Origin of the sequence: Vibrio ostreae, from assembly GCF_019226825.1 — a bacterium.
GTDB classification, from domain to species: Bacteria; Pseudomonadota; Gammaproteobacteria; order Enterobacterales; family Vibrionaceae; genus Vibrio; species Vibrio ostreae.
This window is the reverse complement of record NZ_CP076642.1, coordinates 273197-288551: the sequence shown is the minus strand read 5'-3', so window position 1 is coordinate 288551 and position 15355 is coordinate 273197. Positions and strand designations below refer to the sequence as shown.

Annotated in this window: 13 protein-coding genes and 1 pseudogene; 4 read left to right on the top strand and 10 right to left on the bottom strand. The window is 50.6% G+C overall.

Annotated elements, in window-relative coordinates:
* Nucleotides 1–20 precede the first annotated feature (20 nt).
* The 10 genes and pseudogenes from KNV97_RS01320 to KNV97_RS01275 form a co-directional block, all read right to left on the bottom strand.
* The gene (locus tag KNV97_RS01320; protein WP_136485818.1) at nucleotides 21–1253 is read right to left on the bottom strand and encodes a pyridoxal-phosphate-dependent aminotransferase family protein; all 1233 of its coding nucleotides are present in this window, start codon (nucleotides 1251–1253) and stop codon (nucleotides 21–23) included.
* Between the two features lies 1 nt (nucleotide 1254).
* On the bottom strand, nucleotides 1255–2820 hold the full coding sequence (locus KNV97_RS01315; protein ID WP_218561917.1) for a gamma-glutamyltransferase family protein: 1566 nt from the start codon (nucleotides 2818–2820) through the stop codon (nucleotides 1255–1257).
* Entirely contained in the window at nucleotides 2817–4001 is a 1185-nt protein-coding gene (locus KNV97_RS01310; protein ID WP_218561916.1) for an amidase, read from the bottom strand. The genes KNV97_RS01315 and KNV97_RS01310 overlap by 4 nt, the downstream gene beginning before the upstream one ends.
* A gap of 67 nt (nucleotides 4002–4068) precedes the next feature.
* Nucleotides 4069–5067 (bottom strand): bile acid:sodium symporter family protein, encoded by a 999-nt coding sequence (locus tag KNV97_RS01305; RefSeq protein WP_136485824.1) that lies wholly within the window; start codon nucleotides 5065–5067, stop codon nucleotides 4069–4071.
* A 52-nt stretch (nucleotides 5068–5119) separates the two neighbouring features.
* A complete protein-coding gene (locus KNV97_RS01300) occupies nucleotides 5120–5935 on the bottom strand; it encodes a MurR/RpiR family transcriptional regulator (RefSeq protein ID WP_136485826.1) in 816 nt (271 codons plus the stop codon).
* A gap of 29 nt (nucleotides 5936–5964) precedes the next feature.
* Nucleotides 5965–6693: an amino acid ABC transporter ATP-binding protein gene (locus tag KNV97_RS01295; RefSeq protein WP_218561915.1), complete on the bottom strand. Its 729-nt coding sequence runs from the start codon at nucleotides 6691–6693 to the stop codon at nucleotides 5965–5967.
* Nucleotides 6680–7330: an amino acid ABC transporter permease gene (locus tag KNV97_RS01290; protein WP_136485830.1), complete on the bottom strand. Its 651-nt coding sequence runs from the start codon at nucleotides 7328–7330 to the stop codon at nucleotides 6680–6682. Before KNV97_RS01290 ends, KNV97_RS01295 begins: the two co-directional genes overlap by 14 nt.
* Nucleotides 7331–7342: 12 nt before the next feature.
* Nucleotides 7343–8011, bottom strand: coding sequence for an amino acid ABC transporter permease (locus KNV97_RS01285; protein WP_218561914.1), 669 nt, complete (start codon nucleotides 8009–8011; stop codon nucleotides 7343–7345).
* 33 nt (nucleotides 8012–8044) lie between these two features.
* Nucleotides 8045–8836, bottom strand: a complete 792-nt coding sequence (locus tag KNV97_RS01280; protein WP_218561913.1) for a transporter substrate-binding domain-containing protein — start codon at nucleotides 8834–8836, stop codon at nucleotides 8045–8047.
* A 272-nt stretch (nucleotides 8837–9108) separates the two neighbouring features.
* Nucleotides 9109–10450: pseudogene (locus KNV97_RS01275) on the bottom strand (NCS1 family nucleobase:cation symporter-1).
* A 378-nt stretch (nucleotides 10451–10828) separates the two neighbouring features.
* Between KNV97_RS01275 and KNV97_RS01270 the strand changes: the two are divergent.
* The 4 genes from KNV97_RS01270 to KNV97_RS01255 all read left to right on the top strand — a co-directional run bounded on the left by KNV97_RS01270 (nucleotide 10829) and on the right by KNV97_RS01255 (nucleotide 15033).
* Nucleotides 10829–11500, top strand: a complete 672-nt coding sequence (locus tag KNV97_RS01270) for a GntR family transcriptional regulator (RefSeq protein ID WP_218561912.1) — start codon at nucleotides 10829–10831, stop codon at nucleotides 11498–11500.
* 3 nt (nucleotides 11501–11503) lie between these two features.
* A complete protein-coding gene (locus tag KNV97_RS01265; RefSeq protein ID WP_136485841.1) occupies nucleotides 11504–12235 on the top strand; it encodes an aspartate/glutamate racemase family protein in 732 nt (243 codons plus the stop codon).
* Between the two features lie 21 nt (nucleotides 12236–12256).
* Nucleotides 12257–13186, top strand: a complete 930-nt coding sequence (puuE, locus tag KNV97_RS01260; protein ID WP_136485843.1) for an allantoinase PuuE — start codon at nucleotides 12257–12259, stop codon at nucleotides 13184–13186.
* A 440-nt stretch (nucleotides 13187–13626) separates the two neighbouring features.
* Nucleotides 13627–15033, top strand: a complete 1407-nt coding sequence (locus KNV97_RS01255) for a uracil-xanthine permease family protein (protein WP_136485845.1) — start codon at nucleotides 13627–13629, stop codon at nucleotides 15031–15033.
* Nucleotides 15034–15355: the final 322 nt, after the last annotated feature.

Below are 15355 nucleotides of genomic sequence, written 5' to 3'. Positions count from 1 at the left end.
GGCGCTCCTTAACCGTTTGCTTAACCAAAGTATTCCATTGCTGCCACCACTGCCTGTCCAGGCACGATTGCTGCTTTGTGCTTGATAAGAACCGCTTCCAGAGCAGCCAGAGTAGACAACACACATTCCTGACGCGCGTTGTAACCCATGGTACCGATACGCCAGATCTTACCGTGCAGCGGACCAAACGAGGTACCGATCTCGATACCAAAACGGTTCAGTAGTTCCATACGGACGGCATCGCCGTTGACGCTGGCCGGGATATAGACACCAACGACGTTATTCATCTTATAAGCCTGGTTACCAAACAGTTCCAGACCCATCGCACGCAGACCAACCGCCAGTGCATCACCGGCTTGCTTATGACGAGCGACAACATTATCAACCCCTTCTTCCAGGAAGATGCGCGCGCATTCACGTGCTGCATACAGCATGCTGGTCGCTTCGGTGTGGTGGTTAAGCCGTTCCGGTCCCCAGTAATCCATGATCATCGCCAGATCAAAGTAATTCGACTGGATCATCGCATCTTCACCCTGCGTGTGGTGATCGGCGCGGATACCGGCCTCTACGTGTTTGCGACGGTTGATCACTTCTGCACAGCGATCGCTCAGCGTGATGGGTGCCGAACCTGAAGGGCCGCCCAGACATTTCTGCAGACCGGCAGAAACCGCATCCAGATGCCACTCATCAACTTTCAGATCGTTACCTGCGATTGACGCTGTAGCGTCACAATAAAACAACACCCCATAACGCTGACAGATGTCGCCCATCTCAGCCAGAGGCTGATTCATTGTGGTTGACGTATCACCCTGTACGGTTGCCAGCATTTTAGGCTGGAAGGATTTGATCGCGGCTTCCACTTTATCCGCCGGGCACACTTCACCCCATTCTATATCGATGGTTTTTACCACAGCACCGACACGCTGCGCGATTTCACACAACAGGTGGCCAAAACGGCCAATCACAGGGATCAGGACTTTGTCACCAGGTTGCAGAACAGAAACCAGTACCGCTTCAATACCGGAACGCGCCGTGCCATCCACCAGCATGGTTTGCTTATTGTCAGTCTGGAATACACCACGGTACAGTGACTGTACCTGGTTCATGTAACCAGTCATCACCGGATCGTACTGACCAATCAGTGACTGAGAGATAGCCTGATGAACACGTGGATAAGCATTGATCGGACCCGGGCCCATCAACAGACGTTGTGGCGGGTTCAGGGTTTCAAATAGTTCGTTTTGGGCTTTCATCTCATTCTCCAAGTATACTGCGTCCATCACTACGAGGATCGCTGGTTGCGCACGCTTTTCCTTCGCTATTCAATACGATAGCGCCAGCATGTCCCATTAATTCGTTCACATCGGCAACGTAAGTCACATCGTGACCGCGTTGCATCAGTTGCTCGCCGTATGCGTCATACAGCGAACGTTCAAGTCGTAAGTTGTTGGTACTGTTTCCCCAGGTACGTCCCAGCAGCCAGCGCGGTTTCGCCACCGCATCAGCCAGCGTGTCACCCTGATAATGGTAACGGCTGAACAGACAAGCCTGAGTCTGTGGCTGGCCTTCTCCGCCCATGGTGCCGTAACTCATGCGGCTGCCATCATTAAGCTCGGCATAGGCCGGGTTAAGGGTATGGAACGGTTTTTTGCCCGCAGCCAGTACGTTGTGATGGCTGGCATCGAGCGAGAAACTCTTGCCGCGACAATTCCACAAAATACCGGTCTCAGGCAGGAACAAACCGGAGCCAAACTCCCAGTACACACTCTGGATAAAGCTCACCATGGTGCCGTACTGATCCGAGGCGCCCATCCAGATGGTGTCACCCGGTTTCGCCTGGTGTGGCCAGGGCAGCGCTTTTTGCAACGACACATTGCTAACACATTCATCAATCACAGATTCAGTCAGCCACTCCTGCAGCGGCTGAGTAAGATTCTCTTCGTCGCACACTTCACGGTCACGGATGATGAAGGCCTGTTTGGTGGCTTCAACCAGCAGGTGGATGTGGTCAATTTCACTTTCCGCCTGCGCTGCCAGACGATCATAAATCGCCAGGATCAGCAGTGATGCCACGCCCTGAGTCGGCGCACCAAAGTTATACAAACGCCCTTTAGATGTTTGTACGCTGAGCGGTGCCAACACGCGAGCCTGATGGGCATGAAAATCTTTCAGGCCCAGCGGGCTGCCGGCCTGTTGCAGCTCTTTCGCTGCCAATTCGGCAATCTCACCACGGTAGAAATCATCCAGGCCAGACTCGGCAAGACGGGTCAGGGTGTTGGCCAGCGCTTCGTTAATCAGCGTATCGCCCACCTGCAGTGTTTTGCCCTGTTTAAGGAAACGCTCAGCAAACGCTGGTAAAGAAGCCAGCCGCTGGTAAGTTTTTTCACTGGCATTGACCAGACTTTGTGTCACTTCAATGCCCGAGCGCGCAGCGTCAATCGCAGGTTGTAACAGTTGGATCAGCGACAGATTGGTGGCATCCATTTCCAGCGCTTTTTGCCAGGCTGCAACCGTACCGGCCATGGTAATTGAAGCATCAGCCCCCGCTTCCGGCAGCTCACTGCCTTTGGCACGGAATGCGTCCACGTCGATATTGAGCGCCGCAGCGCCGCAGCCGTCGATGGCAACCGGAGTCTGGCCTTTCTTGGCAATCAGCCAGAAGCTGTCGCCGCCAATCCCATTCATATGCGGGTACTGCACAGAAATCATCGCTGCCGCAGCCACCATGGCTTCACTGGCGGTACCGCCTGCATCGAGAATTTGCTGGCCTACCTGGGCGGCCTTATAGTGAGGGGCAGTAAACGCCGTTTGATGCTTCATTCACGTTCTCCTTGGCTCAGTTTATCACCCGTTGCCAGCAGATCTTCTTCCTGATCAGGCTGTCCCATCAGGGAAACGCCGCACGGGCCTTCTAATAATTTGTTCATCGGCAGATGAAGCTGAGGCAGACCGGATAAACCGGCAATACTGGTCAGCCCCATTAACTGACTACGGTAGACCGCCAGTTCAACGGCCGGCATGGTCAGTGACGGCGGACCGGATGGCGTGGTCGGAATCGCCCACAGACACTGATTTTTCTGCAGATGGCAGACTAATTTTTGCATCAGTCCGGTTTGTTCTTCTCTGGCGTGATGATATTGCTCACGCGTAATGGTGCGGGCCCACGCCACGCGCTCGCCAATCGCAGGATCGATACTGTTAACGTGTTCACTCAGCCATACATCGTGTTCACGGATAATGTCGAAGCCCTGAATCGTGCGGAACAAAAGGCTCAGTTCGGTCAGACTCCAGCCCAGATCGGCAAGGAAATCGCCTTCCAACAGCGTGAAACCATTTTGCTCACACCACTGTTGCAAACGTACCAGACGCGGCTCAGACATGATCGCCTTACACTGACCATCCAGATAAAGGGTTTTGCACTCTACGCCCGACTTGTCGCGACCGGAAAGTATCGACCAAACCTGACGCATCAGCCCGAGATCACGGGTAAAAATACCCGCTGTATCAAAACTTTTTGCCAGTTCAAACGCATGCGACAGATCCAGGCTGCCCAGGGTCGGACGCAGACCGTACAGACCACAGTAACTGGCCGGTACGCGAACCGAACCACCGGTATCCGTGCCGATAGAAAACTCACAGTCACCGTTGGCTACCGCCACGGCACTGCCGCTCGAAGATCCACCCGGAATGCAATCCGCTGCCGCCGGGTTAACCGGTGTACCGTAATGGACGTTCTGGCCGTTGAGGCTATAAGCCAGTTCGTCAGTTTGCACGCGTCCGCTGCACTCGGCACCCGCTTCGAGCAACGCACTAATCAGAGGTGAAGTATGAGTGGCTTTCTCATGGGTGGTCAGCCAGGTCGGGTTGCCCGCTCCGGTCACGAAACCGGCTACATCGAACAGATCTTTGAACACAAAATGTGTACCCGACAGCACACCCTGCGCAGTGGCAGGCAAAAATTGCGGGCCTTGTTGGCAGTAAACTCGAGCGTCCCTACTCATAGCATTTCCTTTGTCGCATTCGTTTTAGTTCGTTCAGCGCCACACTTTCAGAGTGTGGCGGCTTTTATCAGTTGGTTGCCGCTTTTAAGGTTTCATTCTGGCGCGCATAACGGTTAGCCAGCACGGCACAGTAGAAGATCTGAATCGGGTGATACAGCATGATTGGCAACAGAATCATACCCAGGGTCGGATCGGCACCGAAAATAACTTTTGCCATCGGGATACCCGCCGCCAGTGTTTTCTTGGTGCCACAGAACACCGCCGCCACTTCATCCGGCAGTGCAAATTTAACCCGGCGTGCGCCCCACTGAATCAGGTGCACCATGATGACCAGAGTGACCACACAAATCGCGATAGACGTCGCCAGCAGACCAACGGAGAATTCGCTCCACACACCGTTAACCACTGAATCACAGAACGCGTTGTAAACGATCAGCAGGATGACGTATTTGTCTACTTTGTTAACCACTGACTTATGACGGTCCACGAAAGAAACCAGGTAAGGACGCAGCAACTGACCGACTATCATCGGAACCAGTAGCAGCTTAGCAATCGAAGTGACCGAATCCATCAGATCCAGTTGTACTCCTTCAAAGCCCATAAACAGTTGGATCAACAGCGGCGTAATAAATACACCCAGCACGCTTGACAGAGAAGCGTTAAAAATCGCCCCCGGTACGTTACCTTTGCCCACACTGGTCATTGCAACCGAAGAAGAAATCGTACTTGGCAGCACCAGCAGGTAACAGAAACCAAACGCCAGAGCCGATGGCATGTAAGCCAGGAACGCTTCGCCAAAAATCACCCACAGCAGCGGGTAAATCACAAACGTGGCCATTTGAATATAAATATGCAGGCGCCAGTTAGTCACACCCGCTTTAATCGCTTTTGGTGACAGGCCCAGACCGTGCAGGAAGAAGACAATGGCGACACCAATACCCGTGATTTGATCCAGATGAATCACACCACCGGAACGACCGATTTCAGACGTCATGGAAGCCAGCACGATGGCGGCGACCATGCCGACCAAAAACCACTCTTTTTTAAGTTTTGCTAATACATTCATATCGTAAGTTTTGCTCTTGGTTGCTTTATTAATATCGAAGACCAACTCGCAACTATTCCACTTCACTAAGCAGCGAATAGCTGTGAGAAATATTCCGGCTTAATTGAGCCGCATTCTGACCAAGGTGTCGGTACACCTTGTTGACCAGGTATGATATTAAGCTCATAGGCACCGCATAGCTATCTAAAGGTGCCTGATTATTCATATAACACAGCAGAAAATGCGTTACTTCAGACGCGTATTTCTGACCCGATTGATCGGTGATCAATAAACAGGGTTTGCCATTCAAATGCTGAATTATCTTTTCAAACTGGCTGATACGGCGGCGAATACCAATCACAATCACAAAATCGTCGTCACCTATCGAAACCAGATCTTCGCCCAGCGTTTGTCCCGGCAGAGGCAGCAGTTCGACGTCACTGCGGCACTGCATCAGTTGCTGGCGAAAATGCATCGCTAACGGATAACTGTTGCGATAGCCGATGATCTTAACGCGTTTTGCCCGCGCTATTGCATCAATCAAACCAGTCACATCAATCGCTGCCAACTGGGCCCAGAGCTGCTCCAGGGCACGCATATCATTCTGAATGCCCGGATCATCGATGTTAGAGGTCAGAACCGGGATACCTTTATCGCGTTCCTGCATCAGTTCCTGACGGAGCGCGAGATGATCGTCATAACCTAACTGTCTGATAAAACGACTCACGCTGGTTTTAGACACCGAACAGGACTCGGCAATTTCAGCGGTCGACAGCATGAGGATCTTCTCCGGATTGAGCTGCAGATAGTCTGCCACCCTGCGGCTGCTCTCCGTTAAACGCGAATACTGCTGCGTAATACGTTCGCTCAGTGAGTTGTGATTGGTCATTCGCACTCCCTAGTTTCGATTAGCTGTTGTTAGCGAACCGCCGACAAAAAGCTTTGCAGCTCTGGCGTCTGTGGCGCAGCAAACACTTCTTCGCTGGGACCGGTTTCCCACACTTTACCCTGATTCATAAACACCACGCGGTCGCCCACATCGCGGGCAAAGTTCATCTCATGGGTAACCAGAATCAGTGTCATGCCTTCCGCTTTTAACTGCTCCAGCACTTTAAGCACTTCACCCACCAGTTCCGGATCCAGCGCCGAGGTGATTTCATCACACAGCAGGACTTTCGGATTCATCGCCAGTGAGCGGGCAATCGCGACGCGCTGCTGCTGACCACCGGACAGATTGCTCGGATACGCCTCAAACTTATCTGCCAGCCCGACTTTAGCCAGTAGTTCACGCGCCTGGGCTTCACACTCTTTGCTGTCTTTTTTCAGCACCAGTTTGGGTGCCAGCATCACATTCTCGCCTACGGTCATGTGCGGGAACAGGTTAAAGCTCTGAAACACCATACCAACGCTGCGGCTCAGCAGACGCAGTTTGTATTCATCGTTTTCCACCGACTGACTGTCAACGATGATGGCACCTTCCTGATAATCTTCCAGGCCATTCATACAACGCAGTAAGGTACTTTTCCCTGAACCACTGCGACCGATGATCGAGACCACTTCACCACGTTTGATTTTCAGGTCGACGCCTTTCAGGACGTGGTTTTCACCATAATATTTATGAACTTGTTCAACACTAACGAGTGACATGATTGCGAGTCTCCAGGTATCGGGCTAACACAGAAAGCGGAAAGCAAATAGCAAAGTACAGTACAGCAACCAGCGCAAACACCTTGAACGGCTGGAAGGTCGCGTTGTTTAACATGGTGCCGGCTTTAGTCAGCTCGACAAACCCAATGATGGACGCCAGTGCCGTGCCTTTAACAATCTGCACGGAAAAGCCCACTGTTGGTGCAATGGCCATACGGGCCGCTTGCGGGGCAATAACATGACGCATGGTCTGAAGATAGGTCATCCCCAGCGTGCGACACGCTTCCCACTGCCCTTTTGGCAACGACTCAATACAACCGCGCCAGATATCATGGAAAAATGCACTACTAAATAGTGTCAGAGACAAAATCGCCGCCGTCCACGGGCTGACTTCAATGCCAACCAGCGATAAACCAAAGAAGGCCAGAAATAACTGCATCAGCAGCGGTGTGCCCTGAAACAGTTCCACATACAGTTTGACGATAGCTGTCATCACCGGACTGCGGGTACTGCGTAATAAAGTAATGATAAGACCCAGCAGTCCGCCACCGACAAAAGCAATCAGGGATAAAGCAACCGTCCAGCGCGCGGCCATCAGCAGGCTGCGAAAAATATCCCAATCGGTAAATTGCATCATATTCCGGCTCTCCTACAACGATGGGTTCTTGAACGTTTTGCGTTTGACTAACGCAAACATCTGTCGCATCACAATCGCCAGTACCAGATAAATCGCCGCGGTCAGCATGTACGATTCAAAACTAAGGAAACTGCGTGATTGCACAAAGTTAGCGGCAAAGGTTAAATCTTCGACCGAAATTTGCGAGACCACCGCGGAGCCGAGCATCACAATAATGCACTGGCTGACAATCGCCGGGTAAACGCGCTGATACGCCGGTGGAAGCACGATACGGGTAAAGATCTGCATTCGGGTCAGGCCCAGTGTTTTGCCGGCTTCCCACTGTCCTTTCGGTGTGGCTTCAATACCGGCACGAATGATCTCCGCTGAATACGCCCCCAGGTTGATGACCATGGCAATCAAACCGGCTTGCCAGGCACTGAGCTTGATGCCCAGCGCAGGCAGGCCGAAAAAGATAAAAAACAGTTGCACAATAAACGGGGTGTTGCGAATCACCTCGATATAACACGTGCAGACAAACTTAAGCCATTTCACCTGGCTGGTTTTGGCACCGGCGCAAACAGTGCCAAGCAGTAACCCGCCAAGGGTTGAGATGACCGTCAGTTCAACGGTCGTTTCAAGCCCTGCCACAAACTGTGGCAGGTAAGGAGTCAAACCGCTAAAATCCAACTGATAACTCATGCTTCGTCCTTAAAGTTCTTGGTTCGAAACCGCTTATGCGCCCAGGTCCGCAGGAAATGGTGCTTTGAGCCATTTTTGCGAGAAACCTTCCAGGACACCCTCTTCTTTTGCTTGTGAAATCAGACGATTGACTTCTTTCAGCAGAGATTCTTCACCTTTCATCACGCCGACAAAACATGGCGAGTTTTTCAGCAAGAACTTGGTCTTCGGTGCTTTGGCCGGATAGCGGGTTGCAATTTCAGTCACCACCAGGTTGCCGGTTGCGATCAGGCTAACCTGACCCGACAAGAACGACGACAAGGTTGCGTTGTTGTCTTCAAAACGTTTAATCACAGTATCAGCCGGTGCAATCTTGCTCAGCTCAAGATCCTCAACCGAGCCGCGTGTCACACCAATCGTTTTACCGCTCAGATCCTTCGCATCACCGACCGCTTCATCGTCAGAGCCGAATACACCCAGATAGAAAGGTGCATACGCTTCACTGAAATCGATCACTTTGGCACGTTCCGGGTTTTTACCCATGCTGGAAATCACCAGATCCACCTTACCGGTTTGTAAGTAAGGAATACGGTTAGCACTGGTTACCGGCACCAACTCCAGTTTCACGTCCAGTTTGTCCGCCAGATAACCCGCCATATCAATGTCGTAACCTTGCGGTTTCAGGTCGATACCAATTGAACCAAACGGAGGGAAATCCTGAGGAACCGCCACTTTAAGTACACCTTTCTGATGAACCGAATCCAGTTGGTCAGCCTTCGCTGCCGTTGCGCCAACCAGTAAGCTGGCAGATGCGAGTACACTCGCCATAAGGCCAAATAATTTCATCGTTAATCTCCTTTTAAAATGAAACGCTTGAAACATCTGACTTACACTTTGCAACGATCGCGCCAACTTTAATTAAAAATATAATCGCATTAATAACAACAAGTTAGATATCAATGCGATTTTTACAACTGACTTCATACTGAAACTAGTGGAACTTTTGGTGCACAACCGATCACTTGTGGTGCAATCGTTTCAGCCTTTACTGCCTACGGTTAAAAAACACCGGGTAAATTCGGGTCACCATCCTGATGACCCGTCTAACCACGATTTACTTATGCCTTTTCATCACGCAGGCGCAGCGCTGCAACCGATGATGAGTTGTCCATCATGTAACGGTAAGCAAACGCCGATACCAGACCACCAATGAAAAGTGCATAGTTGGCGAGTTCAGCCACGACGAACGTTGCCACAATCGCAATCAGGCTGGCAAAAACCAGGGCATAAATACTGTTCATGTTGAAACCATTACGGTACCAGTACAGACCCTCTTTTGACTCGGTGTACAGTGACGGTACATCGATATGGCCTTTCTTAATGATGTAGTAATCGACGATGATAATGCCGTACAGAGGACCAATCATCGCTGCCAGTACATCCACCGTGTAATGAATGACTTCCGGGTTGTTGAACAGGTTCCAAGGTGTCAGCAGCACTGAACCGAACGCCGCGATAAAACCACCCATTTTGAAGCTGATTTTTTGTGGTGATACGTTAGAGAAGTCAAACGCAGGCGCCACAAAGTTCGCAACAATGTTGATACCAACGGTCGCGAAGATAAACGTCATCGCACCAAGCACGGTAATCATGCCGGAATCAAGACGTTTTACCGTTTCAACCGGGTCAGTAATCATTTCACCAAATACCGGAATTGAAGCTGATACAATCACCACGCTGAACACAGAGAACAACAGGAAATTCAGCGGCAGACCCAGCAGGTTACCCAGTTTCAGTTTTTGGTAACTGCCACAGTAACGTGAGAAGTCACTAAAGTTCAGCGTCGGACCAGCAAAGTAACCCGCAACCAGAGCAATCGCGATCACCATTTGCGTTACGACTTCCCAGCCCTGCAGGTTTTGTGAGCTCAGATTAAAGCTGATGTTATCCCAGCCCGCCAGATCAACCATGTAGACACACAGCGCGAACATCGCCACGTAAATGGCCGGACCAGACCAGTCAATGACCTTACGAATCATATCCATGCCGAACATGAACACAATACCCTGCAGGATCCACATCGAGACAAAGCCAACCCAACCCAGGTAAGACAGGCCCAGGAAGCTTGCATCCGCCAGACTTTCCATGCCCGGAAAAAAAGTACAGCAGCAAAATAATAAATGAGCTGGAAGCCAGGTAAGTTTGAATACCGTACCAAACCACCGCAATCAGACCGCGAATCACAGCTGGAATATTGGCACCAAAGACACCAAAAGACATACGCGCGATAACCGGGAATGGTGCACCAGCTTGCTGACCCGGTTTACCCATCAGGTTGGCAAACACCAGCACAATGGAAATCCCCACTAACAAACTGATGAAAACCTGGATACCGTTCAGGCCTAACGCAAACAGACTGGCCGCAAATACGTAACCACCGACGCTGTGTACGTCTGACATCCAGAACGCGAAAATGCTGTACCAACCCCACTTCTGTTCTTTCTCAGGGAGCAAATCAGCATTGGCTAATTTGTCGCTAATTGGCAATTCCTTTTTCATAGTATAACTTCCTTGCACTTATATTGTATACAATCACAAATACAAGTAGCGTGCCAATTTGTTAAAACCCCGTTTTTATTGACTTCAGCCTCATTAAGCCGGTGAGAACTTACTAGGTGGCGCACCATCATAGTTCATGGCGCAACAAGATAGTGCACAGTTTGCGGTGATTTTGGTGAATAAAATCACCAAGCCCCGCGGTTTATAACTTGCTTCATTCGATTAACATGGTATACATATTGCAGCCGTAAGTTGTATACAACTATTTAGAGAATGCTCATGTCTAACGACGAAAAAATTTATCAAAAGATGCTTAAAGCCATCGTTGAACATCAACTTCCGCCTGGTGAAAGGTTACCTGAAGATAAACTTTCAGAAGTGTTTGGCGTCAGCCGCACCGGCATTCGTAAAGTACTTCAGCGCCTCGCACTGGAACGTTTCGTGGTGATTCAGCCCAATAAAGGCGCGCAAGTGAATCGTCCCAGCCGCCAGGAAGCAGAGGAAGTACTCGATAGCCGTATTCTCCTTGAACCATTATTAATGCAAGAAGTCAGCGAAAACTGGAACCTTAAAGTGTCTAAGCATTTTCGTGACATCGTTGCTCAGGAAAAGCAGGCTGAACGCGACAATAACCTGACCCGTTCCATTCAGTTGACCGCCCAATTCCACTATGAACTGGCCCGAATCGGTAACAATCGGGTGCTGGCAGAATTTATAGAACAACTCTGCTACCGCTCCTCTTTAGTTATCGCTGCCTACGGTACCCGGGAGAGTGTGAGCTGTGACTGTGGTGATCACATCGAACTGATTGATCTGCTCGATCAACGCAAAGTCGCGCAAGCCCAGCAATGGATGCGCCATCACCTGCAACATATTAAGCAGTCGATTTCACTGACTGGAAAACAAGAAGCGCAAATCGATTTCAATTCACTTTTTGCCCAAATGGATTAATGGATGAAAATTCAGTTAATAAACCCAAATACATGCCAGGGTATGACTGACAAAATTGCCGTGTCAGCCCAAACTATCTGCTTACCTGATACAGAGATTATTGCCCGATCGCCTGCTCATGGCCCGGAAAGTATTGAGTGTGCGGTGGATGAAACCATCGCAGCAGCCGCCATGCTGGATGTGATTGCCCAAGGTGAAGCGGAAGGTGTTAATGCGCATATCGTGGCTTGTTTTGGTGATCCGGCCATCGATGCGGCGCGCGAACTGGCCAAAGCGCCTGTGATTGGTATTGCGGGTGCAGCATTTCAACTGGCCAGCCTGGTTTCGCATAAATTTGGCGTGGTAACAACTATGTCCCGCACCCTGCCTGCCGCTCATCACCTGTTACACCGTTACGGCTACCACCATCTGTGCACCGGCGTACGTGCAACCGATATTGCAGTACTGGATCTGGAACACATTCAAGCCGACGTATACAAACAACTGGTTGATGAATGCCGCGCCGCTATCGAACAAGATGGCGCTGAAGCGATTGTGCTCGGTTGTGCCGGTATGTCGGATCTGGCCAATGAAATTTCTTCCGAGCTGCAGGTGCCGGTCATTGATGGCGTTGTGGCGGCGGTTAAACTGGCTGAATCTCTGCACGCCCTGAACCTGACTACATCCAAAAGCGGCCAGTACGCGACCCCGTTTGGTAAAGCATTCCACGGCCGTTATCAACACTGGAGCCGTTAATTCTGTTTTAAGGAACCCGATATGGAAGTCTCAAATCCACGCGATTACATTGGCTACGGACGTAACAACGTTCCGGATGCAAAATGGCCGGGCGGCGCGAAAATCGCCCTGCAATTTGTGATGAACTATGAAGAAGGCGGTGAAAACTGTGTTCTGCACGGCGATGAGCACGCTGAAACCTTTTTGTCGGAAATTGCCGGCGCTGCACCGTATCCGACCCGTCATATGAGTATGGAATCCCTGTATGAATATGGTTCACGAGTGGGTGTCTGGCGTATTCTGAACGAATTTAACAAACGTGACCTACCGCTCACCGTATTTGGCGTTGCGACCGCGTTACAGCGTAACCCTGAAGTCACCAAAGCGATCATCGAACAAGGTCATGAAATTGCCTGTCACGGCCTGAAATGGATCCATTATCAGGATATGTCACCAGAGCAAGAGCGTGCCCATATGGTAGAAGCACTGGATATTATCGAGAACTTAACCGGTAAACGCCCGATTGGCTGGTATACCGGCCGCGATTCTCCCAATACCCGTGAGCTGGTTGCCGAGCAAGACGGTCTGCTGTACGACTCCGATTACTACGGTGACGACCTGCCTTTCTGGATGCCGGTTAACGATGTGAAAAATCCGGGGCAACAGCGCCCTCATCTGGTGATCCCATACACACTGGATACCAATGACATGCGTTTTGCCTCACCTTACGGCTTCAGCCACGGTGAAGAATTCTTCCAGTACCTGAAAGAGAACTTTGACTGCCTGTATGAAGAAGGTCAGGACAAGCCGAAAATGATGAATATCGGCCTGCACTGTCGCATCATAGGTAAACCAAGCCGCTTTATGGCACTGAAAAAGTTCCTTGATTACGTGCAATCGCACGAAGGCGTCTGGATCACAACTCGCGAGCAGATTGCCCGCCACTGGATTGAACATCATCCACCAAAATAGGCGGCTGGCTCAATTAAGCCAGCAGCAACGCCGCAAAACAGTGACTGATTAACAGCATATTTGCCACTGATTGAACTGACTAGTTACAAGCCGTCGGGGTTCCTTCTAGCCCGGCGGCTTTTTTATGGTTCGCCGCGCAACAAGCAAAGTTGCCTCGCTGCATTGTCAGACACAACACCTCAGAAAAAAGCGCCTTTCCTAACAAAAAACATCGTCTCTCAAGTCAACATCCGTTTTCGCACGCCGATATGTCCTGGTTTGCCTATGCACCAAAGTTAACCTTTTTGCACCATCAGGGGACAGCGTACGCTTTAATTTTTCAGGCGTAGTTTCATAACCCAATGAAATAACTTGACTATTTAGTCAGGAAATTAGTGGCACACTGTTTGCTCTATTGTCTGTATCAGAATGTTAACAATAATGTATACAAGGAAGTCAGTATGTCTCAACCACACAACCATGACCTCGTTTATGGCTTGGACGACAAGCCAGCACCGGGGGCTGCGTTCTATGCGGGACTGCAACACGTGCTCGCCAGTTTCGTTGGCATCATCACGCCAACGCTGATCATTGGCGGTGTGCTCGGATTAGGAGACCATGTGCCTTATCTGATCAGCATGGCATTAATTGTATCCGGTATCGGTACCTTTATTCAGGCACGTCGCATCGGGCCTATCGGTGCCGGTATGGTGTGTGTGCAGGGAACCAGCTTTGCGTTTCTCAGCTCAGTACTGGCTGCCGGATTCATCGCCAAGTCTAATGGCGGCGGTCCTGAAGATATTCTTGCCATGATTTTTGGGGTCTGTTTTGTTGGTGCCTTCATCGAAATTATTCTCTCGCAGTTTATTGGCAAACTAGGCAAAATCATCACCCCAATCGTCACCGGTATTGTCGTCACAACGATTGGTATCTCATTGATTAAAGTCGGTATGACTGACTTAGCCGGTGGCGTTAAAGCTCCCGACTTTGCTCAGTGGCACAACCTGGCGTTGGGCGCTGTCGTCCTCGTGACCATTATTGCCCTGAACCGCTCCCGCAACCTGATGGTACGTCTGTCATCAATTCTGATTGGTATGGTAGTGGGCTACATCGTCGCGGCCGGTATGGGTATGGTGCATATAGAGAATGCGTTTAACCAACCACTGGTGAGCATTCCGGTGCCGTTCAAATATGGGTTTGACTTTGACTGGTACGCCTTTTTGCCAATCGCGGTGATTTACGCTATTACCGCGATTGAATCAACCGGAGACATCACCGCAAACTGCATCATTACCAAGCTGCCTCTTTCCGGGCCTAAGTATCTGAACCGGATTAAATCCGGGATCCTTGGTGATGGAGTGAACTCTATGATTGCTGCCGTGTTCAACACTTTTCCTAATACCACTTTCAGCCAGAACAACAGTGTGATTCACCTGACGGGCATTGCCAGCCGACATGTCGGCTACTTTGTGGCGCTGATTCTGTGCGTGCTGGGATTGTTTCCTATCATCGGCGGGATCCTGACCACCATTCCTAAACCTGTGATTGGCGGTGCGACTCTGGTGATGTTTGGTACTGTGGCCGCAGCTGGTATCAAAATCATTGCCAACGAGCATCTGGATCGTCGTAACCTGATGATTCTGGCCGTCTCTTTTGGTATTGGCCTCGGCGTTATGCTGGTTCCGGAAGTGATGCAAGAGATGCCAAAACTACTGCAAAGCGTGTTTGGTTCACCCGTCACGACCAGTGGTATTGCAGCAATCATCATGACACTGGTGCTGCCGGAGGGCAAAGATCAGACAACCGCCAATCAACATCCAGCGGCGACAGTCAGCACGCCTCATCGGGAAAAACAAAGCATTGCATAAACACAGCAAGACTCGCGCTTATGCTTCCCCTGCCGCAACAAACAAAGGATGACCTCGGGCATCCTTTGTTTCCTATCTGCGCTGATTTGATATCAGCGCTCACTTCGCTTGTAACCGAACATTTTCCTTCTTCAGATTCCGTCACAACCAGGGTGTGCCTTTTTTGCTATTATTCGCTTTGATGCATTATCATCAGCAGGGTTCAGGATAAACCGCCAGGTCGGCCACACTCCCATTGAGCCCTGTCTGAGTACCGCTCAGCCCTGTTGCGCTTTTGCGGCTGGTTATCACTCAGTGACCGCCATATTTAATCCGTTTCTAT

What these genes read in the sequence shown, in the direction of transcription:
- KNV97_RS01255 (WP_136485845.1), top strand. Translation starts at nt 13,627, where the DNA reads ATGTCTCAACCACACAACCATGACCTCGTTTATGGCTTGGACGACAAG.
- KNV97_RS01280 (WP_218561913.1), bottom strand. Translation starts at nt 8,836, where the DNA reads ATGAAATTATTTGGCCTTATGGCGAGTGTACTCGCATCTGCCAGCTTA.
- KNV97_RS01295 (WP_218561915.1), bottom strand. Translation starts at nt 6,693, where the DNA reads ATGTCACTCGTTAGTGTTGAACAAGTTCATAAATATTATGGTGAAAAC.
- KNV97_RS01305 (WP_136485824.1), bottom strand. Translation starts at nt 5,067, where the DNA reads ATGAATGTATTAGCAAAACTTAAAAAAGAGTGGTTTTTGGTCGGCATG.
- KNV97_RS01310 (WP_218561916.1), bottom strand. Translation starts at nt 4,001, where the DNA reads ATGAGTAGGGACGCTCGAGTTTACTGCCAACAAGGCCCGCAATTTTTG.
- KNV97_RS01315 (WP_218561917.1), bottom strand. Translation starts at nt 2,820, where the DNA reads ATGAAGCATCAAACGGCGTTTACTGCCCCTCACTATAAGGCCGCCCAG.
- KNV97_RS01300 (WP_136485826.1), bottom strand. Translation starts at nt 5,935, where the DNA reads ATGACCAATCACAACTCACTGAGCGAACGTATTACGCAGCAGTATTCG.
- KNV97_RS01290 (WP_136485830.1), bottom strand. Translation starts at nt 7,330, where the DNA reads ATGATGCAATTTACCGATTGGGATATTTTTCGCAGCCTGCTGATGGCC.
- KNV97_RS01320 (WP_136485818.1), bottom strand. Translation starts at nt 1,253, where the DNA reads ATGAAAGCCCAAAACGAACTATTTGAAACCCTGAACCCGCCACAACGT.
- KNV97_RS01285 (WP_218561914.1), bottom strand. Translation starts at nt 8,011, where the DNA reads ATGAGTTATCAGTTGGATTTTAGCGGTTTGACTCCTTACCTGCCACAG.
- puuE (WP_136485843.1), top strand. Translation starts at nt 12,257, where the DNA reads ATGGAAGTCTCAAATCCACGCGATTACATTGGCTACGGACGTAACAAC.
- KNV97_RS01270 (WP_218561912.1), top strand. Translation starts at nt 10,829, where the DNA reads ATGTCTAACGACGAAAAAATTTATCAAAAGATGCTTAAAGCCATCGTT.
- KNV97_RS01265 (WP_136485841.1), top strand. Translation starts at nt 11,504, where the DNA reads ATGAAAATTCAGTTAATAAACCCAAATACATGCCAGGGTATGACTGAC.